The 25092-nt window shown below is 63.2% G+C and carries 27 protein-coding genes and 4 tRNA genes; 20 read left to right on the forward strand and 11 right to left on the reverse strand.

The features are described from left to right. The 6 genes from rnc to nagZ all read left to right on the forward strand — a co-directional run bounded on the left by rnc (nt 1) and on the right by nagZ (nt 5350). Nucleotides 1–1224, forward strand: coding sequence for a ribonuclease III (gene rnc, locus CFB49_RS05235; RefSeq protein ID WP_089490812.1), 1224 nt, complete (start codon nt 1–3; stop codon nt 1222–1224). A 60-nt stretch (nt 1225–1284) separates the two neighbouring features. Next, nucleotides 1285–2184, forward strand: coding sequence for a GTPase Era (gene era / locus CFB49_RS05240; RefSeq protein ID WP_069620547.1), 900 nt, complete (start codon nt 1285–1287; stop codon nt 2182–2184). Further along, a complete protein-coding gene (recO, locus tag CFB49_RS05245; protein ID WP_006476492.1) occupies nt 2171–3007 on the forward strand; it encodes a DNA repair protein RecO in 837 nt (278 codons plus the stop codon). The genes era and recO overlap by 14 nt, the downstream gene beginning before the upstream one ends. After that, nucleotides 3004–3780: a pyridoxine 5'-phosphate synthase gene (pdxJ, locus tag CFB49_RS05250; RefSeq protein ID WP_069620546.1), complete on the forward strand. Its 777-nt coding sequence runs from the start codon at nt 3004–3006 to the stop codon at nt 3778–3780. The genes recO and pdxJ overlap by 4 nt, the downstream gene beginning before the upstream one ends. Before the next feature lie 78 nt (nt 3781–3858). Beyond that, complete coding sequence (gene acpS / locus CFB49_RS05255; protein ID WP_089490813.1) at nt 3859–4305, forward strand: holo-ACP synthase; 447 nt, start codon at nt 3859–3861, stop codon at nt 4303–4305. Between the two features lie 16 nt (nt 4306–4321). Beyond that, on the forward strand, nt 4322–5350 hold the full coding sequence (gene nagZ, locus CFB49_RS05260) for a beta-N-acetylhexosaminidase (protein WP_089490814.1): 1029 nt from the start codon (nt 4322–4324) through the stop codon (nt 5348–5350). A gap of 176 nt (nt 5351–5526) precedes the next feature. Here nagZ and CFB49_RS05265 read toward each other — a convergent pair whose 3' ends face one another. The 3 genes from CFB49_RS05265 to earP form a co-directional block, all read right to left on the reverse strand. After that, complete coding sequence (locus CFB49_RS05265) at nt 5527–6912, reverse strand: sigma-54-dependent transcriptional regulator (RefSeq protein ID WP_089490815.1); 1386 nt, start codon at nt 6910–6912, stop codon at nt 5527–5529. A gap of 267 nt (nt 6913–7179) precedes the next feature. Next, the gene (gene efp, locus CFB49_RS05270) at nt 7180–7737 is read right to left on the reverse strand and encodes an elongation factor P (RefSeq protein WP_044844759.1); all 558 of its coding nucleotides are present in this window, start codon (nt 7735–7737) and stop codon (nt 7180–7182) included. A gap of 137 nt (nt 7738–7874) precedes the next feature. Beyond that, nucleotides 7875–9068 (reverse strand): elongation factor P maturation arginine rhamnosyltransferase EarP, encoded by a 1194-nt coding sequence (gene earP / locus CFB49_RS05275; RefSeq protein ID WP_089490816.1) that lies wholly within the window; start codon nt 9066–9068, stop codon nt 7875–7877. 76 nt (nt 9069–9144) lie between these two features. On the opposite strand from earP, the gene uvrC reads away from it, so the two are divergent. The 10 genes from uvrC to CFB49_RS05315 all read left to right on the forward strand — a co-directional run bounded on the left by uvrC (nt 9145) and on the right by CFB49_RS05315 (nt 16034). Further along, nucleotides 9145–11190, forward strand: a complete 2046-nt coding sequence (uvrC, locus tag CFB49_RS05280; RefSeq protein ID WP_069620542.1) for an excinuclease ABC subunit UvrC — start codon at nt 9145–9147, stop codon at nt 11188–11190. Between the two features lie 90 nt (nt 11191–11280). Beyond that, entirely contained in the window at nt 11281–11868 is a 588-nt protein-coding gene (pgsA, locus tag CFB49_RS05285) for a CDP-diacylglycerol--glycerol-3-phosphate 3-phosphatidyltransferase (protein WP_069620541.1), read from the forward strand. A gap of 140 nt (nt 11869–12008) precedes the next feature. Beyond that, nucleotides 12009–12084 (forward strand) — tRNA-Gly (locus CFB49_RS05290). Nucleotides 12085–12137: 53 nt separating this feature from the next. Continuing rightward, nucleotides 12138–12213, forward strand: a tRNA-Gly gene (locus CFB49_RS05295). Between the two features lie 51 nt (nt 12214–12264). Beyond that, nucleotides 12265–12340, forward strand: a tRNA-Gly gene (locus CFB49_RS05300). 98 nt (nt 12341–12438) lie between these two features. Continuing rightward, nucleotides 12439–12512 (forward strand) — tRNA-Cys (locus CFB49_RS05305). Nucleotides 12513–12683: 171 nt separating this feature from the next. After that, complete coding sequence (locus tag CFB49_RS05310; RefSeq protein ID WP_089490817.1) at nt 12684–13883, forward strand: site-specific integrase; 1200 nt, start codon at nt 12684–12686, stop codon at nt 13881–13883. A 94-nt stretch (nt 13884–13977) separates the two neighbouring features. Beyond that, nucleotides 13978–14718, forward strand: coding sequence for a hypothetical protein (locus CFB49_RS35460; protein ID WP_143329233.1), 741 nt, complete (start codon nt 13978–13980; stop codon nt 14716–14718). Next, a complete protein-coding gene (locus CFB49_RS35465) occupies nt 14715–15329 on the forward strand; it encodes a hypothetical protein (protein WP_143329234.1) in 615 nt (204 codons plus the stop codon). Before CFB49_RS35460 ends, CFB49_RS35465 begins: the two co-directional genes overlap by 4 nt. Nucleotides 15330–15341: 12 nt before the next feature. Then, complete coding sequence (locus CFB49_RS05315) at nt 15342–16034, forward strand: hypothetical protein (protein WP_089490818.1); 693 nt, start codon at nt 15342–15344, stop codon at nt 16032–16034. A gap of 53 nt (nt 16035–16087) precedes the next feature. On the opposite strand, the gene CFB49_RS05320 is transcribed toward CFB49_RS05315, so the two are convergent. The 8 genes from CFB49_RS05320 to CFB49_RS05355 form a co-directional block, all read right to left on the reverse strand. Beyond that, complete coding sequence (locus tag CFB49_RS05320; RefSeq protein WP_089490819.1) at nt 16088–16429, reverse strand: helix-turn-helix domain-containing protein; 342 nt, start codon at nt 16427–16429, stop codon at nt 16088–16090. Further along, on the reverse strand, nt 16426–16686 hold the full coding sequence (locus CFB49_RS05325) for a hypothetical protein (protein WP_089490820.1): 261 nt from the start codon (nt 16684–16686) through the stop codon (nt 16426–16428). Before CFB49_RS05325 ends, CFB49_RS05320 begins: the two co-directional genes overlap by 4 nt. Nucleotides 16687–16702: 16 nt before the next feature. Next, a complete protein-coding gene (locus CFB49_RS05330; protein ID WP_089490821.1) occupies nt 16703–17164 on the reverse strand; it encodes a hypothetical protein in 462 nt (153 codons plus the stop codon). Further along, the gene (locus tag CFB49_RS05335; protein WP_249190260.1) at nt 17161–17637 is read right to left on the reverse strand and encodes a hypothetical protein; all 477 of its coding nucleotides are present in this window, start codon (nt 17635–17637) and stop codon (nt 17161–17163) included. The genes CFB49_RS05330 and CFB49_RS05335 overlap by 4 nt, the downstream gene beginning before the upstream one ends. Beyond that, a complete protein-coding gene (locus tag CFB49_RS05340) occupies nt 17634–19241 on the reverse strand; it encodes a ParB/RepB/Spo0J family partition protein (protein WP_089490822.1) in 1608 nt (535 codons plus the stop codon). Before CFB49_RS05340 ends, CFB49_RS05335 begins: the two co-directional genes overlap by 4 nt. After that, a complete protein-coding gene (locus CFB49_RS05345; RefSeq protein ID WP_089491418.1) occupies nt 19241–19603 on the reverse strand; it encodes a beta-hexosaminidase in 363 nt (120 codons plus the stop codon). The genes CFB49_RS05340 and CFB49_RS05345 overlap by 1 nt, the downstream gene beginning before the upstream one ends. 51 nt (nt 19604–19654) lie before the next feature. Next, nucleotides 19655–19933 carry a hypothetical protein gene (locus CFB49_RS05350; protein ID WP_249190259.1) on the reverse strand — a complete coding sequence of 93 codons (279 nt, stop codon included), beginning with the start codon at nt 19931–19933 and terminating at the stop codon, nt 19655–19657. Between the two features lie 169 nt (nt 19934–20102). Further along, complete coding sequence (locus CFB49_RS05355) at nt 20103–20840, reverse strand: LexA family protein (RefSeq protein WP_249190258.1); 738 nt, start codon at nt 20838–20840, stop codon at nt 20103–20105. Between CFB49_RS05355 and CFB49_RS05360 the strand changes: the two genes are divergently transcribed. The 4 genes from CFB49_RS05360 (at nt 20839) to CFB49_RS05375 (ending at nt 24872) form a co-directional block, all read left to right on the forward strand. Continuing rightward, nucleotides 20839–21108 carry a transcriptional regulator gene (locus CFB49_RS05360; protein ID WP_072465517.1) on the forward strand — a complete coding sequence of 90 codons (270 nt, stop codon included), beginning with the start codon at nt 20839–20841 and terminating at the stop codon, nt 21106–21108. The genes CFB49_RS05355 and CFB49_RS05360 overlap by 2 nt on opposite strands. Before the next feature lie 83 nt (nt 21109–21191). Then, entirely contained in the window at nt 21192–21734 is a 543-nt protein-coding gene (locus CFB49_RS05365; RefSeq protein WP_060044608.1) for a phage regulatory CII family protein, read from the forward strand. After that, on the forward strand, nt 21721–22104 hold the full coding sequence (locus tag CFB49_RS05370; protein ID WP_089490823.1) for a hypothetical protein: 384 nt from the start codon (nt 21721–21723) through the stop codon (nt 22102–22104). The genes CFB49_RS05365 and CFB49_RS05370 overlap by 14 nt, the downstream gene beginning before the upstream one ends. A 260-nt stretch (nt 22105–22364) precedes the next feature. Further along, nucleotides 22365–24872 carry a VapE domain-containing protein gene (locus tag CFB49_RS05375; protein ID WP_089490824.1) on the forward strand — a complete coding sequence of 836 codons (2508 nt, stop codon included), beginning with the start codon at nt 22365–22367 and terminating at the stop codon, nt 24870–24872. Nucleotides 24873–25092: the final 220 nt, after the last annotated feature.

The following is a 25092-nucleotide window of genomic DNA, read 5'->3' on the forward strand; positions in this document are numbered from 1 at the left end:
ATGCCCTCATCCCAGTTGGAAAGCCGGCTGCGCTACGAATTTCGCAATGCGGAATTGTTGCGCCAGGCTTTGACCCATCGCAGTCACAGTGCCACGCACAACGAACGGCTCGAGTTTCTCGGCGATTCCGTTCTGAATTGCGCGGTGGCCGCCCTTTTGTTCCAGCGTTTCGGCAAGCTGGATGAAGGCGACCTGTCGCGCGTACGCGCCAACCTCGTCAAACAGCAGTCGCTGTACGAAATTGCTCAGGCCCTGAATATCTCGGACGGCCTGCGGCTGGGCGAGGGCGAGCTGCGCAGCGGCGGGTTCCGTCGCCCGTCGATCCTCGCGGACGCATTCGAAGCCATCATCGGGGCCGTGTTCCTCGATGGCGGCTTCGAAGCCGCCCAAGGGGTCATCAAGCGCCTCTATATCCCGATTCTCGACCACATCGATCCGCGCACGCTCGGCAAGGACGCGAAGACGCTGCTGCAGGAATACCTGCAGGGGCACAAGATCGCGCTGCCGACCTATACGGTCGTCGCGACGCATGGTGCGGCGCACAATCAGCAGTTCGAGGTCGAGTGCACGGTGCCGAAGCTGGACGTGAAGGTAGCGGGCTCCGGCGCGAGCCGGCGCGCGGCCGAGCAGGCCGCCGCGAAGAAGGCGCTCGACGAAGTGATGGCGGCCGCGCCGATGCTGACCGCGAAGCCGAAGCGCTCGAAAAACGCGCGCGGGTCCAAGCATGTCGAGCCCGAAATCGTGCCGGGCGTGAAGGGCGTGCAGGAAGCGCTCGACCTGCGCTCGCCCGAGCGGAAGGAACGTGCGACGGCGCGCGAGGCCAGGGCGGCCGGCGCGGTGCCGGCGGCAACCGCGCCGGCTGCGGGCGCCGAGCCGGCCGTCGCGCCGATGGCCGCGATTCGCGCGGCGCATGTCGAGCCGGCAACGGACAAGGGCGAACGGGCGGCGAAGCCGGCGACCGACAAGGTTGCCGACAAACCGGCCGAGCGGGCCGACAAGGCCGCGGAAAAGCCCGCCGAGGCCGCGCCGCGCCCAGCCGACAGGCCGGCCGGCCATGCGGCCGATCCGGCATTGTCGTCGGCCGACAAACCTGCCGCGGGCGCCGATTCCGCCGCGCGCACGCCGGCGCGCGCACGCGATGCCGCGTCGCCCGACGCCGAAACGCCGCCCGGCGGCGCGAGCCTGGCTGCCGCGCAGGCGCGCGTGGCCGATGCCGACCACTGAATTGCCCATCGATCGTGCCGCGCGCCGCGCGGCCGTTTCCGAACCTGTCTCCCAAACGATATGAACACTCCCGCTCCTACCGGTTTCCGTTGCGGCATGATCGCGATCGTGGGCCGTCCGAACGTCGGCAAGTCGACGTTGATGAACGCACTCGTCGGTCAGAAGATCAGCATCACGTCGCGCAAGGCGCAGACGACCCGTCACCGCATCACCGGCATCAACACGTTCGACGACGCGCAATTCGTGTTCGTCGACACGCCCGGCTTCCAGACCCGTCACAGCACCGCGCTGAATCGTTCGCTGAACCGCGCGGTCACGTCGACGCTGACGTCGGTCGACGTGATCCTGTTCGTGATCGAGGCCGGCCGCTTCGGGCCCGACGACCAGAAGGTGCTCGACCTGATCCCGCCCGGCATGCCGACGCTGCTGATCGCGAACAAGATCGACCGCGTGAGCGACAAGGCCACGCTGTTCCCGTTCATGCAGAAGGTGAGCGGGCTGCGCGAGTTCACCGAGCTCGTGCCGCTGTCGGCGCAGAAGCCGGAGGACATCAAGCGCCTGCTGGACACGATCAAGCCATACCTGCCGGAAGGCGAGCCGATCTACGGCGAGGACGAGCTGACCGACCGCAGCTCGCGCTTTCTCGCGGCCGAAATCCTGCGCGAGAAGGTATTCCGCTGGACCGGCGACGAGCTGCCGTACACGAGCACCGTGCTGATCGACAAGTTCGAGGAGGAGGGGCGCCTGAAGCGCATCTTCGCGACGATCCTCGTCGAGCGCGATTCGCACAAGGCGATGGTGATCGGCAAGAAGGGCGAGAAGCTCAAGCAGATCAGCACCGAGGCGCGGATGGACATGGAGAAGCTGTTCGACGGCCCCGTGTACCTCGAGACCTTCGTGAAGGTGAAGAGCGGCTGGGCCGACAACGAGGCGGGGCTGCGTGCCTATGGGTACGAATGACGCGCTGACGTCGACCGAGGACGCGGTGACGGCCGGCGCGAACGACGCGCCGCTGCCGGCACCGCCCGAACCGCCGCGCAAGGCGCGGCGTGCGACGTCTCGCACGTCCGATTTCCGCGTCGCCGAGCAGCCGGCGTTCGTGCTGCACAGCTATCCGTATCGGGAAACGAGCCTGATCGTCGACGTGCTGACGCGCGACCATGGCCGGCTCGCGCTCGTCGCGAAGGGCGCGAAACGCCCGCATTCCGCGTTGCGCGGCGTATTGCAGACCTTCCAGCCGCTGCTGCTGTCGTGGTCGGGCAAATCCGAGGTGCGCACGCTGACGGGCGCCGAGTGGGTCGGCGGGATGCTGCCGCTCGGCGGCGACGGGCTGTTGTGCGGTTTCTACGCGAACGAACTGCTCGTGAAATTCTGCGCGCGCGAGGATCCGCAGCCGCCGCTGTTCAATCATTACGTGCTGACCCTCACGCGTCTCGCGCACGGCGAGCCCGCCGTGCAGGTGCTGCGCTCGTTCGAGCGCGTGCTGCTGCGCGAGACCGGCTATGCGATGGCGCTGAACCGCACGGTGGCCCGCCGCGCGGTCGAACCCGAGCGTCGCTACGTGTTCGATCCCGAGCGCGGCGTGCGCAATGCGGACGACGACGTTCCGTCGCACTGGCCGGTGATTACCGGGCAGACGTTGCTCGACATGGAGCAGGACGATTACCATCGAGCCCAGACGGTCGCGCAGAGCAAGACGCTGATGCGCTTCCTGCTGAACACCTATCTCGGCGGCACGCCGCTCGCCACGCGTCAGATCCTGATCGACCTGCAAAACCTATGAGCTTCTTCCTGACCACGCCCACCGCCATCGACCTTGGCGTGAACATCGACCACGTGGCGACGCTGCGCAACGCGCGCGGCACGCGCTATCCCGATCCGATCCGCGCGGCGCTCGCCGCCGAAGAGGCCGGTGCGGATGCGATCACGCTGCACCTGCGCGAGGATCGTCGTCACATCGTCGACGCCGACGTGCGCGAACTGCGCCCGCTGCTGAAGACGCGCATGAACCTCGAATGCGCGGTGACGGCCGAGATGCTCGACATCGCGTGCGAAGTGCGTCCGCACGACGCGTGCCTCGTGCCGGAGAAGCGCGCGGAGCTGACGACCGAAGGCGGTCTCGACGTGGCCGGCCACTTCGAGGCCGTGCGCGCGGCGTGCAAGCAGCTTGCCGACGCGGGCGTACGCGTGTCGCTGTTCATCGACCCGGAGGATACGCAGATTCGCGCCGCGCACGAAGCCGGCGCGCCGGTGATCGAGCTGCATACGGGCCGCTACGCCGAAGCGCACGACGAAGCGGAGCAGCAGCGCGAATACGAGCGTATCGTCGCGGGCGTGCAGGCCGGCGCGCGGCTGGGCCTGAAGGTCAATGCGGGCCACGGGCTGCACTACACGAACGTGCAGCAGATCGCCGCGATCGACGGCATCGTCGAGCTGAACATCGGCCACGCGATCGTCGCGCATGCGATCTTCGCGGGCTGGGACAACGCGGTGCGCGAGATGAAGGCGATCATGGTCGCCGCACGCGTCGCCGCGCTGCACGGCGGCGCGCGGTGACGATGCGAGGCTGCGCCACGCACGCCGTGTGCGACACGCCTGACCCGGTCTCGCCGGGTTGCCCGGGCGGAGACTGACATGGCGATCTACGGCATCGGTACCGACATCGCACAGGTGAGCCGCGTCGCGGCCGTGCTCGAACGCACGGGCGGCCGGTTTGCCGAGAAGGTGCTCGGCCCCGACGAACTGCGCGTGTTTCACGCGCGGCGCGCACGCTCCGAGGCGCGCGGCATCGCGTTTCTCGCGACGCGTTTCTCCGCGAAGGAAGCATTCTCGAAGGCGATCGGGCTCGGCATGCACTGGCCGATGACGTGGCGCGCGCTGCAAACCCTGAACCATCCGAGCGGCGAGCCGTACGTGGTCGCATCGGGCGAGCTGGCCGAGTGGCTGGCCGCGCGCGGCATCACGGCGCGCGTGACGGTCAGCGACGAACGCGACTATGCGGTGTCGTTCGTGGTCGCCGAAACCGACGCTGAAACGGCCGCCGCGCGTGCCCCCGCACCTGTTTCCCGAACCCCCTCCTGACGGAATTCCCGATTCGATGAAAACGACTCCCGGCCCGGTCATGCTCGACGTCGTCGGCACGACCCTGTCGCGCGACGATGCGCGGCGCCTCGCGCATCCGAATACCGGCGGTGTGATCCTGTTCGCGCGGCACTTCGAGAATCGCGCGCAACTGACCGCGCTGACCGACTCGATCCGCGCGGTGCGCGAAGACATCCTGATCGCCGTCGATCACGAAGGCGGGCGCGTGCAACGGTTCCGCACCGACGGCTTCACGGTGCTGCCCGCGATGCGCCGCCTGGGCGAACTGTGGGATCGCGACGTGCTGCTCGCGACGAAGGTCGCGACCGCCGTCGGCTACATCCTGGCCGCCGAATTGCGCGCGTGCGGGATCGACATGAGTTTCACGCCCGTGCTCGACCTCGACTACGGGCACTCGAAGGTGATCGGCGATCGTGCGTTCCATCGCGACCCGCGCGTCGTCACGCTGCTCGCGAAGAGCCTGAATCACGGGCTGTCGCTCGCCGGCATGGCGAACTGCGGCAAGCATTTTCCGGGGCACGGCTTCGCGGAGGCCGATTCGCACGTCGCGCTGCCGACCGACGACCGCACGCTCGACGCGATCCTCGAGCAGGACGTCGCGCCGTACGACTGGCTCGGGCTGTCGCTGTCCGCGGTGATTCCCGCGCACGTGATCTACACGCAGGTCGACAAGCGGCCGGCCGGGTTCTCGCGCGTGTGGCTGCAGGACATTCTGCGCGGCAAGCTCGGCTTCACGGGCGCGATCTTCAGCGACGACCTGTCGATGGAGGCCGCGCGCGAAGGCGGCACGCTCACGCAGGCGGCCGACGCCGCGCTTGCCGCCGGTTGCGACATGGTGCTCGTCTGTAACCAGCCGGACGCGGCTGAAGTCGTGCTGAACGGATTGAAGGCGCGGGCTTCGGCCGAGTCGATGCGGCGCATCAAGCGGATGCGCGCGCGCGGCAAGGCGCTCAAGTGGGACAAGCTGATCGCGCAGCCCGAGTATCTGCAGGCGCAGGCGCTGCTGAAGAGCGCGCTGGCGTAAGCGGGCTGGGATCGCGCGCAGCGCGCCGTTTCGATTCGGTCGCTTCCAAACGAAAAGCCGCGCAGTTGCGCGGCTTTTTTACAGGCTGCGACAGCCCGATCGTGCGGTCGCCGGAGTGAACTTGGGCGCAACTAACGGTCAAATCCGGCCAGCGCCCGTAATCCGGGCGCGCCCGCTCAGTTCACCTTCATCCGCTGCAGCTTGTTGTACAGCGTCTTCGGGCTGATGCCGAGCAGCGTCGCCGCACGGTGGCGCGTCCCGCCGACCGCGTCGAGCGTCGCGCGGATCAGCAGATCCTCGACGTCCGATAGCGGCGTGCCGACCTTGATCTGCACGCTGCTGCCGTTCAGCGCCGCGCCAGCGGAGAAGGTGGCCTCGCCGGCACGGAGCGTCTCGATGAAGTCGCCCGATGCGTCGTACGCGAAACGCACGCGTTCCTGCAGTTCGCGCACGTTGCCCGGCCATTCGTAGGACAGGCAATCGCGCACGAAGCCCGGCGCCGCGCGCTTGTCGGTCGTGCTGCGGCCGGTCGCGCGCGCTTCGCGGTTCAGTTCGTCGATCTGCGCGTCCGCGATCGCGAGTGCATCGCCGTCGCGCTCGCGCAGCGGCGGCATCGTGATCGACGCCGCGTCGAGACGCAGCCACAGATCCTCGCGCAGCGTGCCGTTCGCCACCGCTTCGCGGGCCGGGCGGCGCGTGGCCGCGATCAGCCGGAAATCGCTGGTGATCGAACTCGTGCCGCCGATCCGCATGAAGTTCTGCGAATCGAGCGCGTGCAGCAGCGCTTCCTGGAGCACGAGCGGCAGTGCGGTGATTTCGTCGAGGAACAGCGTGCCGCCGCCGGCCTGCTCGAACAGGCCCGATTCGCGGCGCTCGGCGCCGTCGAATGCGCCGCGTTCATGGCCGAACAGCACGCTGTCGAGCGACGCGCCGTGCCGGCCGGCCTGCGCGAGCATCCGGCAGTCGAACGAGACGAACGGCCCCTTGCGGCGCCGGCTCAGTTCGTGCAGCGTGCGCGCGGCCAGCTTCTTGCCGGTGCCGGCTTCGCCCGAGAACAGCACGGCCGTTTCGGTGCGGGCGTTGTGCTCGATCATGTCGTACACGTGCTGCATCGCGTCGCTGCGGCCGACGAGCGCGCCGAAGCGGCCGAGATGGCGCAGCGATGCACGCAGCGACTGCACTTCGTCGATCAGTTCGTACGGGCGGGGAATCCGCGCGAGCAGGCTGCGCAGGCGCGGGATGTTGATCGGCTTCAGCAGGTAGTCCCAGATGCCGTGACGCAGGCCCTCGATGGCGCTCTCGACCGTCGCGTTGCCGGTCAGCACGATCACGGGCAGCGAGCCGTTCGGTTGTTGCTGCGGCAGGTGCTGGAGCAGGTCGAAGCCGCTGCCATCAGGCAGGTTCAGGTCGACGAGCACGACGTCGGGGATCGAGCGGCCGAGCGCCGTGCGCGCTTCGGCGAGCGACGTGGCCGTATCGACCGAGAAGCCGTCTGCGGCGAGCAGTGCGGTGAGGCCTGACAGGCTGTTGGGATCGTCTTCGACAATCAGGGCGTGTGGCATGGTGGACGCGAGTCGAGTCAAGAGAGGCGGGCTGTCGGCCAGCGGACCGCAGCCGCATGTCGGATTAAAGATTGATTTTATGCCCCACCGAACGCGTCACGCGCATTATTTCTCCGGCGCTATAAAACAGTTACCGATGATACAAATTGAATATCTTTACCGGTGGCTTTTGTGCTGCTTCTGGCGCCGAGTTGTGGCAGCTGTTGACGCCAGACAAACAAAAAGCGCCCCGAAGGGCGCTTTGTTCGATGCGGGTATCGCCGACGATTACGCGCGGCTGCGGTATTCGTTCGTGCGCGTATCGATTTCGATCTTGTCGCCGGTGTTGCAGAACAGCGGCACTTGCAGTTCGAAGCCGGTCGCCAGCTTCGCGTTCTTCAGCACCTTGCCCGACGACGTGTCGCCCTTCACGGCCGGTTCCGTGTAGGTGATTTCGCGAACGAGGATCGTCGGCAGTTCGACCGAGATCGCCTTCTCGTTGTAGAACACGACTTCGCAAGCCATGCCGTCTTCGAGATAGTTCAGCGCTTCGCCCATCATTTCGGCTTCGACTTCGTACTGGTTGTAGTCGGCGTCCATGAACACGTACATCGGATCGGCGAAGTACGAGTACGTCACTTCCTTGCGGTCGAGCACGACGACGTCGAACTTGTCGTCAGCCTTGTAGACCGATTCCTGACCTGCGTTCGTCAGCAGGTTCTTCATCTTCATCTTGACGACGGCCGAGTTACGGCCCGACTTGTTGTATTCCGCCTTTGCGATGACCCATGCTTCGCTGCCGATCTGCACGACGTTGCCTACGCGGAGTTCCTGTGCGGTCTTCATAAAAACTGTCCTGATCCAATCAAATAAATAAGTGCCTGAGCGTTGCGCAACGGCTGACGGCGCAAGCGGCGGGGCGTTCCGGTGGGCGCCAAGTGCCCATGCGCGAGCGCTTGCGTGGTCAGCCGTCGGATAACCGCTTATTTTAACTGAGATTTTGCGTATTCCGCCAGCTTTCCCGCGAGATCGCCGACGGCCGCGAGCGCATCGGCCCAGCGAAGTGCATTGGCGTCCAGCGCGGCGCGGTGTTGCCAGAAATCCGCCCAGTCGGGCGTGCCGGCACCGTTCCATGCATGCCAGAACCGTTCGAGCGCCGCGCGCGGCGCATCGGCGAGGCCGGCCGACAGGTGTGCGAGCGCGGCGTCGAGCTTGGGCAGATGCACGTCGTCGGCCTGCGGGTAGATGTGCCAGACGAACGGCTTGCGCGCCCACTGCGCGCGCACGAACGAATCCTCGCCGCGCACGAAATTGAGATCGGCGATCCATAGCAGCGGGTCGTAGTCGGCCTGCGGCACGAACGCGAGGCCATGGGCGCTCAGGTTGCCGCTGCGCGCCTGCGCTCCCGCCTCGAACGCTTCGACCCCGAAAAAACGCGCGACGGCGGGCGACAGGCGCCCGGCCGGGACGAGGGCGACGATGGGCGACGGACCGTCGCGCCACTGCACGAGCAGTGCGTCGACGGCCGGGTTCTCATAGGCGAACAGGCTGACGACCGTCGTGCCGGGCGCCGGCGGCGGGCCGCCGGTCGCGTGCTGCCACCACGCGGCGCGGGCTGACGGATCGGCGTCGAAGGTCGCGCGGCGCGCGTCCAGGTCGCGCTCCTTCGGCACGCCGCCGGTGCCGGCCGACAGGCCAGGGAAGAAGAACGTCTTCAGCAGCGGGTAGCGCGGATGCGGCGACGGCCGCAAATGAAAATCGGCGACCCAGTCCTCGGCGCTCAGGTATTCGAGGTTGATCCACACGGGGCGCCGTGCGCGCCGCGCCATCGCCGCGAGATACGGGCCGGGCAGCTCGCACCCGAATGCCTCGATCACGACATCGGCGATGTCGAGCGCGTCGCCGACTTCCGCATGCCAGTGCTCGATCGCGATCGCGTCGACCGTTTGCCGCTCCGCGTCGGGATCGACCTGCGGCAGCAGGCGCGCGAACGTGTGCAGGTCGTCGACGAACAGCCGAACCTGCCAGCCGTGCTCGTGCGCGAGCTGGCGCGCGACGCGCCAGCACACGCCGATGTCGCCGAAATTGTCGATCACCGCGCAGAAGAGGTCGCAGGCGATCGGTTCGCCCGGCGCGAGCGGGACGGCGGGGAGGGGGGCAGCGGCGGGGCGTGGCATCGAAGCGGACGGGTGAATGCTCTAAACTGGCGATTCTAATAGACCCGTTCCGCGTTACAAGGCGCCCGGATCACGCATGACATCGCCAGAAGCCTCCGATACTCCGTTCGAACCAAAGAAGATCCTTGCGCAGTTGCCGCACATGCCGGGCGTCTATCGCTATTACGACACGGCGGGCGCCGTACTCTACGTCGGCAAGGCGCGCGACCTGAAAAAGCGCGTGTCGAGCTATTTCACGAAGACGCAACTGTCGCCGCGCATCGCGATGATGGTCACGCGCATCGCGCGCATCGAAACGACCGTCACGCGCTCGGAAGCCGAAGCGCTGCTGCTCGAGAACAACCTGATCAAGGCGCTCGCGCCGCGTTACAACATCCTGTTTCGCGACGACAAGTCGTATCCGTACCTGAAACTCACCGCGCACCGCTTTCCGCGGATGGCCTACTACCGCGGCTCGGTCGACAAGCAGAACCAGTACTTCGGGCCGTTCCCGAGCGCATGGGCCGTGCGCGAAAGCATCCAGATCCTGCAGCGCGTGTTCCAGTTGCGGACCTGCGAGGACTCGGTCTTCAACAACCGCACGCGGCCGTGCCTGCTGCATCAGATCGGGCGTTGCACCGCACCGTGCGTCGGCGCGATCTCCGACGAGGATTACGCGGTCGACGTGTCGAACGCCGCGCGGTTCCTGCTTGGCCGGCAGTCCGAAGTGATGAAGGAACTCGAGCAGAAGATGCACGCGTTCGCGGCCGAGCTGAAATTCGAGCAGGCGGCGGCCGTGCGCAACCAGATGAGCTCGCTCGCGACGGTGCTGCACCAGCAGGCGATCGAGGTCGGCAGCGACAGCGACGTCGACATCCTGGCCGTCGTCGCGCTGGGCGGGCGCGTGTGCGTGAACCTCGCGATGGTGCGCGGCGGCCGGCACCTCGGCGACAAGGCGTATTTCCCGACGCATGTCGAAAGCGCACTGACGCTCGCCGAGGGCGGTCTCGGCGAAGAGGCCGAGACGGCGGAGGCGGCCGGTGCGACGGTCGACTCGCCGGTCGATGCGGGGCCGGATCAGCCTGCGGAAGAGGCGGGCAGCGCGCGCGGCGCGGCGGCAGCGTCGGTCGAGGCCGAGGTGCTCGATGCGTTCATCGCGCAACACTATCTCGGCAACCGCGTGCCGCCCGTGCTCGTCGTCAGCCATGCGCCGGCGAGCCGCGACCTGCTGGAGCTGCTGTCCGAGCAGGCCGGCTACAAGGTGTCGCTGGTGCGGCAGCCGCAGGGGCAGCGGCGCGCCTGGCTGTCGATGGCCGAGCAGAACGCGCGGCTCGCGCTCGCGCGACTGCTGTCCGAGCAGGGCTCGCAACAGGCGCGCACGCGCGCGCTGGCGGACACGCTCAGCTACGACAGCGACGATCTCGCGACGCTGCGGATCGAATGCTTCGACATCAGCCATACGATGGGCGAGGCGACGCAGGCGTCGTGCGTCGTCTATCACCATCACAAGATGCAGTCGAGCGAATACCGCCGCTACAACATCACGGGCATCACGCCGGGCGACGATTACGCAGCGATGCGGCAGGTGCTCACGCGCCGCTACGAGAAGATGGTCGAGCAGGCCGCGCAGGCGGCGGCCGCCGACGAAGCGGCCGGCATCGACGGCGAATCGACGCGCGAGGCCGAGGCGTCGAGCCTGCTGCCGAACATCGTGCTGATCGACGGCGGCAAGGGCCAGGTCGAGATCGCGCGGCAGGTATTCACCGAGCTCGGTCTCGACACGTCGATGCTGGTCGGCGTTGCGAAAGGCGAGGGGCGCAAGGTCGGCCTCGAAACGCTCGTGTTCGCGGACGGCCGCGCGCCGCTCGAACTCGGCAAGGAGAGCGCCGCGCTGATGCTCGTCGCGCAGATCCGCGACGAGGCGCACCGCTTCGCGATCACCGGCATGCGGGCGAAGCGGGCGAAGGCGCGTCAGACGTCGCGGCTCGAAGAGCTCGAAGGCGTCGGCGCGAAGCGCCGGCAGCGGCTGCTCGCGCGCTTCGGCGGGCTGCGCGGCGTGGTGGCCGCGAGTGTCGAGGAACTGGCGAGCGTCGAAGGCATTTCGCACGCGCTCGCCGAGCAGATCTACAAGCAGCTCCACTGACGCGGCCGTGCGGCCGGCGGCGTTGCCAGCGTTCTTGTGGCAGGCCGGTCGACACGGCACAATTGCGAATCCTTTACTGTCCCGCATGCCATGCCGTTCAATTTCCCGATTTTCCTGACGTGGGTACGGATCGTGCTGATTCCGCTCGTCGTCGGCGTGTTCTACCTGCCGGACACGGTGATGGGCGGCGCGCACCGCAATCTTGCGGCGGCGGCGATCTTCATTCTCGCCGCGCTGACCGACTGGTTCGACGGCTTCCTTGCGCGCAAGTGGAACCAGACGTCGTCGTTCGGCGCGTTTCTCGACCCGGTGGCGGACAAGCTGATGGTGACGGCCGCGCTGCTGATCCTCGTGCAGATTTCGCGGGTCGACGCGGCGATCGCGCTCGTGATCGTCGGTCGCGAGATCGCGATTTCGGCGCTGCGAGAATGGATGGCGCAGATCGGCGCATCGAAGAGCGTCGCGGTGAACCAGCTGGGCAAGTTCAAGACCGCGTGCCAGATGGTCGCGATTCCGATGCTGCTGTTCCACGGGCCGCTGCCGCTCGGCGTCGTGACGATCGATACGCGCGTGTGGGGCGAGTGGCTGATGTATCTGGCCGCGGTGCTGACCATCTGGTCGATGCTGTACTACATGAAGCTCGCATGGCCCCAGATTCGCGAGCGTGGCGGCGCGTGACGCGCGCGCCTGCTCGGCGGCGGTTTTTGTAAAAAGGGCTGGAAAAGCTCTTGACACACGAATGTGCCTTCGACATAATCTCGCTTCTCCGCTGCACGACGAATTAAGTGTGTGGCGGGGAAGCAGTAGCGCAGCAATACGCGGGAGTAGCTCAGTTGGTAGAGCGCAACCTTGCCAAGGTTGAGGTCGCGAGTTCGAGACTCGTCTCCCGCTCCAGATTTTTTCTGGCAGCGTGTTGGTCGGCAAAGCGCTGCAGATGCAGGACACATGCGGGAGTAGCTCAGTTGGTAGAGCGCAACCTTGCCAAGGTTGAGGTCGCGAGTTCGAGACTCGTCTCCCGCTCCAGATTTTTCTGGCAGCGTGTTGGTCGGCGAAGCGCTGCAGGTGCAGGACAATGCGGGAGTAGCTCAGTTGGTAGAGCGCAACCTTGCCAAGGTTGAGGTCGCGAGTTCGAGACTCGTCTCCCGCTCCAGTAATGGGGAAGCCACGCTTCCCTTTTTATTTGATGGACTTCCGGTCCTCGAATAAAAATCTGCCGCTTGCCTCACGGCATTCGGACAGTCCGCTTTTGGCGCGATAGCAAAGCGGTTATGCAGCGGCCTGCAAAGCCGTTTAGGCCGGTTCGACTCCGGCTCGCGCCTCCAAGTAGAACGAGATAAAGCCCTGATTCGTCAGGGCTTTTCTTTTTTCTGCGTCGCTTTCATTCTTGTAATAGAGTTGCCTAGAGTGGTAAAAAGTCGCCTGTAACCAACTGAAAACCGACGCCAACCGCCCGTCAATCGGCTAGTTGGCAATCGAGGCGAGTTCATCTAGGCATGGCGAACAAACGACTACGGCCGTCCGGCACGTGGGAATACACGATCAAACGGGCGAAGCTGCTACCAAAGCCACTTTCCCTGACTTTTGACACCGAGGAAGAAGGCGACGCGTACGTCGCCCGATTGGAGCAGTTGCTGGACGCCGGCATCGTGCCGGACGAAGTGGTCGAGCAGCGCGAAGCGATCGCGACAACAGGGGACGCCATTCGAGCGTACCTGCGCCGGGTATCGGTCCCTGATTCCGACGTCCAGGTGCTCAATGCGCTGCTCGGACGAGCAGCCATCAAGGCAAAGTCGCTCGCGACACTTGATTACCAATGGGTCGAGCAGTGGGTGACCGCCATGAAGCGACACGACCACCTTTCGCCGTCAACGATCCGACACTACGTCGGTGCATTGGCTCGCTGTTTCGATTGGGTGGTGAGATCGGGCACGCCGATGTTGCCGACTAACCCTCTCCGCCTGCTCCCGAAGCGATATGCCACCTACACCGATGAAGATCGGGTCGCGGTCGAGGCGCAGGATGTTGACGCGAAAGAGGACGTACACCGGGATCGACGGCCGAGCGAGGCGGAACAGGCCGAAATTCGACGACTGATGGCCGGCGGGAAGCCAAACGGACGCGAGCGTGCGTTTGATCTCCCGTATCGGCCGGCGCTGGTGTTTCTCTTCGAGCTTGGCATCGAGTCCGCCATGCGGATGCGGGAAATGTACACGCTGGAGGTCGACCAGTTTGATGTTGGTCGGCGGACGGTGTCCCTTGAGAAGACGAAGAACGGCAGCAAGCGCTCGGTGCCGCTCACGACGATCGCAATCGCCGCGTACGACAGGTACGTCGCCGCCGTGAGTAGCAGCGATCCTGAAATGAACGGTTTCACCTTCGATGCCGGCCGCTTGTTCCCGTGGGTCGACGATATGGAGGCGTCGATACGTGCCGAGGGCGTGCAACTGCTGAAGCGCAAGGTGCTTGCCCGTGTCTCGTCCCGGCTATCGGCGCAGTTCGGGCGGATCTTCGACGCAGCGGGCTGTTCGGACCTCGTGTTCCATGATCTGCGCCATGAGGCGACGTCGCGGCTGTTCGAGCGGACCACACTGAGCGATATCCAGATCGCGAAGATCACCGGCCACACCAATCCCAAGGTGCTGATGCGGTACGTGAACCTGCGGGGAAGCGATCTAGCGGCTAGGTTGTGGTGATATTGAGCCGATGCCGGAGGTGGCCCTTGGGCATGAAAGGAAAATATGTAACTCACGGCGCGCCGTGTACAATCGCCAAAAACAGGAGAATTTCATGGCTTTGCCGGACATCGGTGCGTGGGAAGTCCAGTTGCTACGGGCTTCGTTCATAAGTCAGCAACCAGTTGGAAAGGCCGAGGACTGGTGGCAGACTGCCGTAGGCGTTGCTCCGGAGCAGGTCACATCGAAACCCAATGTGCTTGAGCACTCCGAAACTGGCGCGTTCGGGCCGGGCAGGTTGGATATGAGAATCGCTTTCAACCGAGCCGATTGGATCTATTCGGCAGTCGACGCAGGTAGCCCCAAGCTGCCCGTTCTTGGAGGTGCATCCGACTTTCTTTCGGCGCTTCGGAAGCCGGTGAAGACATGGTTAGAAGCGAAGGGAAGCGAGATCCCGTGGATCCGCGTTGCATTCGGCGCAGTGCTCCTAATGCCTGTCGAGTCTATCAAGGCCGGTAATGCGGCCATAGGCGATTATTTGCCAATTTTCAATGCAAAAGAGTCTGATGTTAAAGATTTGTTTTTGCAGGTTAATTATCCGCGTGACTCCAAGAATCTCGAAGGCAATGTCATAAATCGCCTGATTAAGCTTTCGACACTTTCTCTTCAGTTGATAAATATAACTCCGGCGGGTCCGGTTCCTAGCGTGTCTGATTTTATGTATTGTCGGGCTGAATTGGATTTTAGTACCCCCGTTGAACATACTAGTCGGCTTCCTGTCGATAAAATCGTTAGTATTTTCGATGAGTTGTCAGATTCGGCTGAAGCAATGATGAAGGAAGGAGTGGGGCCATGATGCGTATTGGTGTCGATCTTGCACGAAGCGTTGAGGTGCCGCACAGCTATGAGCGTGTATTAAGCACATCGACTACATCCGATGTGGATGATGAATGGGTAAGCCAAGCGGTGAAGGTTGATGCGGCTCGTGCCATACTCCGAACTTGGAAAACTAGCGTCGAAGACCTGTCTGCTCTGAATGCCTCTGACGTTTGGATGAGGTCGTCGCGCACTATCTTGAAAAGTGCCGTTACGATTTGGTCCTCCGCCCTGACTATTGATGCCTCCGGCGCGGAGTCATCGGAGACGGCGATGTTCTGTGAGTTGAGTCGTGCCAAAGGCATGGTCGCGAGCTACGAAAAGGCAGGTAGGCCACAATTGGCGTCGTTTTATCTCGTATATTTTATCGAGCAAAGTTTTCGTCAAAGATCCTATGCCATGGTAAACCTCCTTCTGAAAGAGGCCGAGGTGCGGGAATTGACTGAATACTCGATAATAGCTATGTTGCGTTCGTCATTTTCCGCTCGGAAGCATTTGCCGGCATGGCGAGGGTTGTTGGATTCGGCTCGACGAGAACTCGATAGTCGTGGACATAATGCAGCGAAATTGCTTCGTGGCCTCGATCGCTAATAATACTGACGTATGACAATCGCGCTGCACAAAGTAGACGATCGGTTGCCGGAAGATTTGTCTCTCGCAATTGTGATCTGCGGTGAGGCTGTGACGCACACTGAGGGACAACGGCACGTCGGTTTCGTAGTGAAGGGTGATGGGGATGCCCTCCACTTATTTGATCTCGCATGGCACAATACATGCAGATACAAACAGATCGATCCGGGTTACGCATATGTAATTTCTGATTTTCTTGACCCATTTACGGCCAGTGCGCTGATCGGCTTATTGGTAACTCTACAATCTATTAACTCTACTAGACTGCCATACTCGATCGTCTACGATGGTGGCGAGTACTTTGATAGGGACACGAAGCAGCTGATCAAGACGGAACTTGGGGCAGGGCTGACATGTGCCACTTTCGTCTTAGCCGTGTTAGAGCACTATGGCATCGACTTGCTCGACTTGGCTTCGTGGCCGATCACGGAAGAGGACGCCGGATGGCAGGCCAAGATCCTGACTACGTTGAAGGCTTCCCGACCCACGTCGACTGACGAGTTTCTCGCGCAGTTTGATCATATTGGTAAGGTTCCGCGATTTCGTCCCGAAGAAGTGGTCGGCGCTGCGTACTATTTCGAGGACGATCCACTACCTCACAGTGTCGTGCAGCCGGCGGGGCTTGAAACCATTGCTGAATTGCGCAGACTTGGGCTAGGTGCATAACATCTGCAAGGTGTGCTTGCCGGTCGGCCTCATGAGGCCGACCGAACTCGGACTCATGCTGCTTGGTGCGTCGGTTGACCCTCGAAGTCAGGAAGCCTTGGGAGCGGCCGAGCTTTCCTTCCGGGACGGCGCGGGTCGGTCGACGAAAGCTGCTTTGTGATGGCTCGGTGCACCCGTTCGTCCGTCACGGATGATCCGCTGCGGATCTGTTCGATCCGCTTCTGCGTTTGCGCCTGCACCTGTTCACGCAGGTAGGCCACGACGTCGTCCTCCAGAAAGACCCATGCTCGGCCGATCTTGGCACCAAGGATGTCGCCGCGATGGACGATGTCGAGCAGCGTCGTGCGGTCAATCTTCAGGAATTCCGCGCACTCGATCAGGTCAAGCGTCCTCACGCGTTACCTCCTCGATCTGCAGTGATGCGGTCGCGCCATTGCTCCAGTTGCTCGATGTATTCGGCGTGCGTCGGGTGATCCGCGACGGCAAGCCAGCATTCGTGGCTGCTGAGGGCCCCGCCGCTGATTGCATGCGCGCTCAACCGGTTAGCACTGATCTGCGCGGCGAGATCGGTAAGTGCGGTGACAAGGTGATCAACGGTGTCTGCCTGCAATTCGAGACGAAACTGGACTGCGCGCTTCGGAGGCGTTGTCATCGGCTAACGCTCCCCATTATCGAATTGCGCTGACGATACGATCGAGCTTGCCGTCGATCTCCAAGGTCGCCAATGCTTGCATTGCGGTTGCCATGCGTTCGAGGACGGTGGCATAACGTTCAAGGCGGTCAATGTCGGCCGTTTTCAGGAGACGTTGCATCGTGTCGCCGAGTTCGTTTGCCGACTTCCGAACACTCCCCGCCGCTTTTTTTGTCGACTCAGAGACTTGCTTTTCGGCCTCGATCATGCGGGACAGCGAGCGTTCAAAGAGGGCGATTGCATCTTGCGTGGTGGATTCAGCCTTCGCGAAATCGGTGTTCATGTCTTTGAGTCGTCGTTGAAAGTAGTGAGAATCGGCGTTGATGTAATTCGCAACCATCGTCAGCGTATCGAGGTTGCTAAAAAGAGGGCCTTTGCTGTCTTGCCTGATTGGCTTAAGTCCGTACACTTCGGCCGGATTGTTCCGTGATGGGATCATTTCAATTCGAATCCTTGGTTCTTTGAATCTGTCTCACGTTGCGGCAGTGCACGGCCAAGTTGCATCAGGCCAGTTTCCAGCGTGATGCCGGCGGTTGCTGCCCAGGTGCGTGCGTCCTGAGCCGCCTTGTGGCGAGCGAACGATCCGATCTCGTCGGCCATCAGGTCCAGTAGCTCGACGTCGGCCGCGTGCGAGATATCGACAATCAACGCGCGGATTTCGATGCGCAGAGCGTCGAGCCGCGCGAGCGTGCCTTGGCGGGTATCCGCCAAGGCTTCGTTCATCTGGACTGGTTTGCGCCGCGCGAGCGGCGCTTCGTCTGACTGGATCGTTTTTACGGGCGTCAGCCCGTCGTTGTCCGATTGCATCGAAGTGCCGTTGACGCTCGCCAGTGCGATAGCCGGGCGCTTCTTCGCGTGTTCCCGCTTTCGCGGCAGCGGACGTGGGGTAGAAAGGGCCGGGCGCGGGTTCAATTAGCGGCTCCGGTCGGGAACGGCCATGCGGACGCAGGGCCAAGAGCGAGCTTCGCCTTGTAAGTCGGGAATGCGGCGTCGAGCAGCGCCCGATTCGACGCGATCCGTTGCTTATGCCCGATGGCCGTCAGCACATCCGACAAATCGGGGCGTTCACCCTTCGCGGTGGCGGCGGAGAATTCGGCAGTCATGTCGGGATCAGGCATGCCGATGACCTCGTTCGCCCATTCGAGAATGCGCTTAAATGATGCTTGCTCGGCCTTCGTTCGCCCATGGACTGGTGATTTGATCGTCTCGATAAGCCGCGCTGCGCCGGAACGAATCGCTTGAACGCGCGTCCATACCGCGCGCGTCTGGGGCGATACCTTCAGCGGGTCGCTCGCGAAGCTGGTCCCGGTGTTGTATTCGATCGCGTAAATCCACGCGCCGGGCGCAGGTTGCGCGACGCGAATATAGGCCAGTGGGCCCTTGATCCTCCCGGTTCGCTCAGGCCCACATACCGTATCGATAGGCTCGCAGCCGCCATTTGCATCCGGCTCGGAAACCGGCCAGACCTTTCCGGGCGAGGGGCGACCGAGAAGATCGGCGAGCGGCAGCAGCGCGGTATGAACGGCTTCGATCGTCGGCTTTGCCAGTCGGCCGAAATTTTTGTCATGGAGTACAGCCTGCAGGGCCTGCAAAAGTTGCTTTGACTGTTTCTCGCTGATCTTGACGGGGGCGCTTTGGCGCGACGCAGCCTGCATCGGCGCCTGCGTCTCGATCGTGACATCCGCGGCCGTTGACGCGACGAGCGGTGCGGCGTCGCTGTTGGCGGCTGCGGCTGCGGCTGCGGATACGTGCTCGGGAGAGGGTTCCGCGTCCGGATGCGTATCGAGCAGGGGCGCTGCTTCGAGGTACTTCTTCGTTACCTTCGTCTTGCCGGCTTCAGCGGCTTTGGAGATCCCGACGACGATGCGTTCGAGCGCCTTGTCGCCGCCGTGCAGGCGGATCTGCTCGATGGCCAGTGTGCCGGTACATTGGCCGTTCCGTATGAGCTGATGCAGTTCGGCCGGTGCCCGCTCGAGCAGGCCGACGTCGCGGATCGTTTGATCGGTGACGTTCAAGCGCTTGCAGATGGCTGCGAGCGCCATGCCGTGAATGTCGCGCAGCTCTGCGACGGCAGCGGCCAGATCCAGCGGCGACGACGGTTTACCATTGTTGCTGAGATAGCCGTCGATCACTATTTCGGCGCGGTTGACCGTCTTTGCGTCACGGACGACGACCGGGATCTTGCCGATGTCCTTGCCTGTTTCGATTGCTTTGCCGGCCGCAAGGTAGCGGTGCTGCCCCTTGTACACGTACAGCAGATCCTTCCCGTCAACCTTTCGCGCGTAGCAATGAAGCGGCGAACCCTTGTCGTACCCGTTCTCGATGATGAGGGCAGTAAGGTGCGTCACCCATTCGGGATCAACGGGGCGGATGTTGTCGGACGGGTCGTAATGAAGTTGGTCGTACGGGACCATCCACAGATCCGCCGACGTTGCGCCCGCAGCGGCCGCTGCGGCCTTCGCGCTCCCTGTCGGGATCGGCGCGGTCAGGTCGAGCTGTTGCGTGCGGTCGTCCATTACGCAACCTCCCGTGGTGTCGCCGTCCGCGTCTTGCCACGCTTCTTCGCTTTATCGATGGCGTTCAACGCCTCGACACCCGCTGCGCGCTTGGCGTCGCGCAGGCGTTTGATTGCGTCGGCGCAGTTGCCTTCGTCCGGAATCGAGATCTGCCTGCGCGCAATCTCGGTACCGTCGAGGATCAAATATTCCGTATGCACCCTGTCCGGCAGCGGGCGACGTCCGACAACGTACTTGCCGATCAGGAGCGGTGTCGACGGACGGCGTGCGCTCCGGTCGTATCGCGTGAAAGTGCGGAGTGAGAGGGTGTCGCGACGTTCGACGTCGAATAGGGGTTCTGCTTTGACTTTGATGCGCGGCATGGTGGTCTCCATGACGCCGGGGCGGGCTCGCCCCGGCAATGTCGGGGCGGTTTAGACGGTGACGTTGTAAGCGGTCGTTGGGGCGACGACCGGATCGTCTTGAAACACATTCACGACGACAAACAGCAGGGCGGCGACGACCGTCCAGCGGAAGATCTTCGATTTTTCAAAGTTGCTTTGGCGTGCCGGCTCGGACAGGGTAATGCGGGGTGTTTGCTCGTCGCGGAGCCATTCGTGACGGTCGTAGAGCTGGCAATCGATCAGGCGGCTCGCTTGACAGTGGTGAGCGACGGGTTGCGAGGCGTGCAGTTCAGGAAGTTCGCGATTCATCAGTTCCTCACGATAGGTGGTGACGTGAGGATGATAGATTTTCTATCCAATCATATGCAAGAAAAACTATCCTTGCCGGTAGAAAATCTATCTATTGAGGTCGAGTAGGCAATAGTCAGGAGTGGGTGTGCAAAAAAAATCCCGCCGAAGCGGGACTGCGAGGAGCGAGTTATCGCCGGCGATATCGACGGTGTTCAACCATCACGCCAATAATCCGAACGGGTTCGTGTTCGCTATTTATCGTTGGATAGTCGGAATTCAGTGGGACCAGCTCAAACACTTCCGCGCCAGTCGTACTCACGCCACGAAGCCTGTACTTCTTGAACGTGGCTTCTTCTTTGCCGTTCTTAGCGACGACATAGTCGCCCGGCCTAGGTGCAATGGCTGGCTCAACGATGATTCTATCGCCGGGCATAAACTCCGGTGCCATCGATTCCCCCTCTACCTCAAGGGCGAACGCATGATCCGATAGCTCTAGATCGGTTAGCAGGTACTCGAACGCACCGCCAGGTGGAAACGGAGTGATTGCCTCGCTCATCAGGCCGGCTTGCACGCTGCTGATCAGCGGTATGCGACGCGTGCCGACATTCGCCGGGACAACGTTCCCAATGGGCGTACCCGCAACGCCGGGGATGGGAATTGCATGTTTGGTAATACGTGCGATCTCAAGAATCTGGCCGAAGCTTGGCTCGTGACGGCCGTTCTCCCACGCTGACACGTTGCCGCGCGTCTTCCCCAATCGCTCCGCGAGTTCATCTTGCTTGAGGCTGGCAGCTTCGCGGCTGGCCTTTATCCATTCACCGATGTCCATGCGCTCAATGGTAAGAAAATCTTGCGCGCGTATGGCTATATTTTCTATCTCTTGAATGTTAGAATTTCTATCATTGCGCTGATGATGGAAGCTCATGGACAACATCGTTGAACACCCCTTGGATCGGGCCGCCAAAGCGGCCGGGCTGACTATGCAATCGCTTGCAGACCACCTTGGCGTGACTCGCGCGGCGGTCCAGCAATGGAAGCAGGCGGGCCGGCGGGTGCCGGCTGAACACTGCCCTCCAATTGAGCAGCTTTGCCACGGTGCCGTGCGATGTGAGGAACTGAACAGTCGGGTCGATTGGGCCTTCGTCCGTCAATCGGGGCCATCGCCAAGCGCAACGCATGTCTGCAACAGCTAACGGTGCGGTTTCGATCGCACATCTCGAATCCTAGTGACGTTTCGCGCGTCGCGACAGGATGAAACGCTCCGATCTCAAACGCTATGACCTGCCGATACGACAGTACCGAATGGCTGGACGTCCTCTATACGTCTGTTCGCAACACGCCCGGCGGTGTCGCCGACGCGGCGAATCACCTCACCATCCGACGCGGTAAGAACATCACGCCAGAATCGCTTCGCCTTCGCTTGCGTGGTGTTGGCGACAGTCGCTTGTCGATGGAAATGTTCGAGCTGCTGATCGAGTGGATGCAGGAAAAGGCAGAGGGCGAGGCGTACGCGCTCGACGCGCTGCATGCATTGAACGCACGCTTCGGGCTGGTTGCCGAACACGTCGACGACCATGCCGCTGACGACGTCAGCGAACCCGGCACGCTGCGCCTTGTTTCGACGGCGCTGCACCTGCAGGCGCATGTTGGCCTCGTCGCCGACGACGTGACGCGTGCGCTGGCTGATCAGCGGATCGACGACCAACACGCCGAGAAGATCATCGCGACCGGCCGCAAGGGCCAGCGTCTGTTCCAGCGTTTGATTCACGCTGCTCGCAACCTCGCCGCGCGTCGACGTCGTCGTCATGGAGCGGTTTAAGCCCGGTATGGGGTGCTGTCGTCCCGACCGTGAGCATATCGGCCTTTGCTGCTCGCCCGAGCAGCAATTGGCATGCGCTGTCACGACACTCGCATCCCAATTCGAGTATGCCCCCGCCGAAGCGGGGCGCTTGCTGTCCGAATTGCTCGCCACGTTCCCCGATCGCCTTGCTCCGATTCTTGCGGAAGCGAACGCAACGGGGCGCGTGCGCTTGTTCATCGAGCGAGCTGCGCGCGCATGCGCCGCGCTCGCGACCAAGGCGGAACGTCACGCGTTCCGCGACCAGCTTACCGATCGTTTCTGCGCGCTGGACCTTGCCGCGTTCGACGATCTCATGTCGGCGGAATGGCGTCGACTGCGCGGCAAATAACCGGAGACCCATGTGAACGTGAACGGAATCAGTAGCGCGTTGCGACGCGGTGCATCGCAGTACAGCCGCTCGCCGAGCGGACGCCAGTGCTACGCGGCAGGGCGAGCCGCGTGGCGAAGCTTTTCTCACAAGGTCGAGCGCGACCGTCGTCTCGTCGAGCTGGAGGCGGCTCGTCGTGCGAGCTAACAGCGCATAGCGCAACCAATTGTGATCTGGCCGCGACATGCGGCCAAAGTAACTTTGATCGAGGGAATTCTTGTATGGCGACACTGGACCAGATTATTCAGCAATTGCGTGCTGCGGGGCATCCCGACCTGCCTGCCGGCCATCCGATCGCGGACGGCAAACATCATCGGTATGGGCCGCGCAAGAAATACTGGTATCAGCTTCGCGAGATCATCAGCAAGGGCGCGGTAATCGGCTATGGCGGCACGTTCGGACATTTCTCGGGCGACGATCCCGGCACGGAGCGCTTCGAATGGAGCGGCGCACCGATGAGCGAGGAAGTGCTCGCGGAGACGCGTCGCCGGCAGGAAGCGGCCGACCGTGAGCAGGCCGAGCGCGATGCGCGTCAGGCAAAGCTCGCCGCGAACCGCGCGCGCGATCAGTGGAACCGTGCAGCAGAGCATGGCGAGTCTGCCTATCTCGAACGCAAGCGCATCACGGCCGAAGGCGTGCGTTTCGACGCGGACGGCACGATCTTCGTGCCGATGTATCAGTACGGCGACGACGCTCGGCTCGTCGGTCTGCAGAAGATCACGCCGGACGGCGCGAAGCGCTTCAACAAAGGCATGGAGAAGAAGGGCGCGACGTATCTGCTCGGCGAGGTCGGCGCAGACGATCAGATCGTGCTGGTCGCCGAAGGCTACGCGACCGCGCGATCGATCCGCATGGCGATCGACGAGGCGTTCGCAGTCGATGTCTGCTTCGACGCTGGCGGCATCCTCCCGGCCGTGCGCTACCTGCGTGCGACGTATCCGGATGTGCATGTGCTGGTCTGCGCCGACGACGACTGGAAGATCGTGCAGCGCATGCGCGACTGGCTCACCGACGAGTTCGCCTTCAGTGGTGAGCTGGTATTCGGTGCTGATCCGGTACGGATCGAGGCGAAGAACACGTGGTACATGGTCGCCGCGTCACGCCGTCGTGACGACAATGGTGTGCCGTACGTCGAGGTGAGCTACGGAAACGATGTGATGCCGTTGCGACGTAAGCGCTTCGAGAACACGGGCCTGAAGCGCGCGTACGAGGCAGCAGCGATGGTCGCCGACGTCAGCGTCGTCTATCCGGCATTCGCCAATCGCGGCGCGCGCAAGCTGACCGATTTCAACGACCTCCACGTCGAAGAGGGCTTCGAGGCGGTCAAGGCGCAGGTGCAGGCGGCGATCTTGCGCGTCATCGCGCCAGCGAACGAAGAGATCCGGCCGGCGACGGTTGCGGTGCCGACCGCGGACGACACGCCGACGAAATCCGCCGTGACATCCGCTGCCGCGAAACAGCCGGAATGGGATGGCCGCGAGGCAGAGAACGGCGCGCACACATGGGAGCAGGATCTCGCGCGCTCGGACAAGGGCACGCTGCTGCCGACGCTCGGCAACGTGCACATGATCCTGGCGAATCACAAAGCTTGGCAGGGCGTCATCGAACAGGACGACTTCGGTGGCCGCGTGATGAAGCGCAAGGCACCGCCGTTCCGGCAAGGCGTGAAGGGAGAGTGGACTGACATGGACGATCAGCGCTGCGCGCTTTGGTTGTCGCAGCGCTACGGCCTCTCGGTGCGCACCGATATCGTGATGAACGCGGTTCTGTTGGTGGCGGACGAGAAGCACTTCCATGACGTGCGTGAATACCTCGAAGGGCTGATATGGGACGGCGTGCCGCGTGTGCGCTCGATGCCATCGACCTACCTGCGCGTGGCCGACAGCGAGTATGTGCGGCTCGCGTTCATGAAATGGATGATCGCCGCCGTCGCGCGCGTGATGGAGCCGGGCTGCAAGGTCGACAACGTCCTGATCCTCGAAGGCAAGCAGGGGCATCGCAAATCGACGGCGCTGAAGGTGCTGGCTGGCGCACCGTGGTTCACCGATACGCCGATCCAGATCGGCAATAAAGACACGTACGCGGTGCTGGCCGGTAAGTGGGTGATCGAGCTGGCCGAGCTGGACTCGTTGAACAAGGCCGACTCGTCGGCCGTGAAGAGCTTCTTCGCGACGGCCGTCGACCGGTTCCGCAACTTCTACGGCAAGCGGGCGACGGACGTCCCGCGTCAGTGCGTGTTCGCTGGCTCGGTCAACTTCGACACGTACCTGAAAGACGAATCGGGCAACCGGCGTTACTGGCCGCTTCGTGTCGGCGGGCTGGTCGACATCGACGGCATTGTGGCCGTTCGCGATCAGCTCTGGGCGGAAGCCATGCACCTGTATCGCTCGGGCGTCGTTTGGCACGTCGAAGAGCATGAGCGTCCGCTGTTCGAGATCGAGCAGGCGGAGCGCTACGAAGGCGACGTGTACGAGGACAAGATCGCCAAAGCTCTGGAATTTGTGTCGCGCACGACGATGGAAGAGATCCTCGCGGACATTCTGAAGCTCGACACGTCGAAGTGGACGCTGGCCGAGCAGCGCCGCATCGGCAAGGCGTTGAAGTCGCTCGGGTGGGTGCGCAAGCGCGAGTCGACCGGGTCGCGTGGCTGGTACTACGTGAAGGAAGAGCAAGAGCCGGAAGCGGAGCGCGAACTGGTCGCAGCGGGTGATGACGACAGCCCGCTGTGATTGCGTGGCGCGCTGTGCCAGCACGGCAGGCGCGCCACGTACCCCGTCTTGGCGCGCTGCGGACGTCCCATGTCCCAACGTCCCAAGGCGCGGTCTCGGGCGCGGGTGCAGGGGCGCGACATGCGCGACGTGAGCGGCGCATGTCGCATGTCGCGGGCGCGCACCCCTGCAAGCCTTTTTCCCTTGGGACATTGAGACATTAGGACGAATAGGAGAGAGT

This window comes from Burkholderia sp. AU17457, from assembly GCF_002223255.1.
Lineage (GTDB): Bacteria > Pseudomonadota > Gammaproteobacteria > Burkholderiales > Burkholderiaceae > Burkholderia > Burkholderia sola.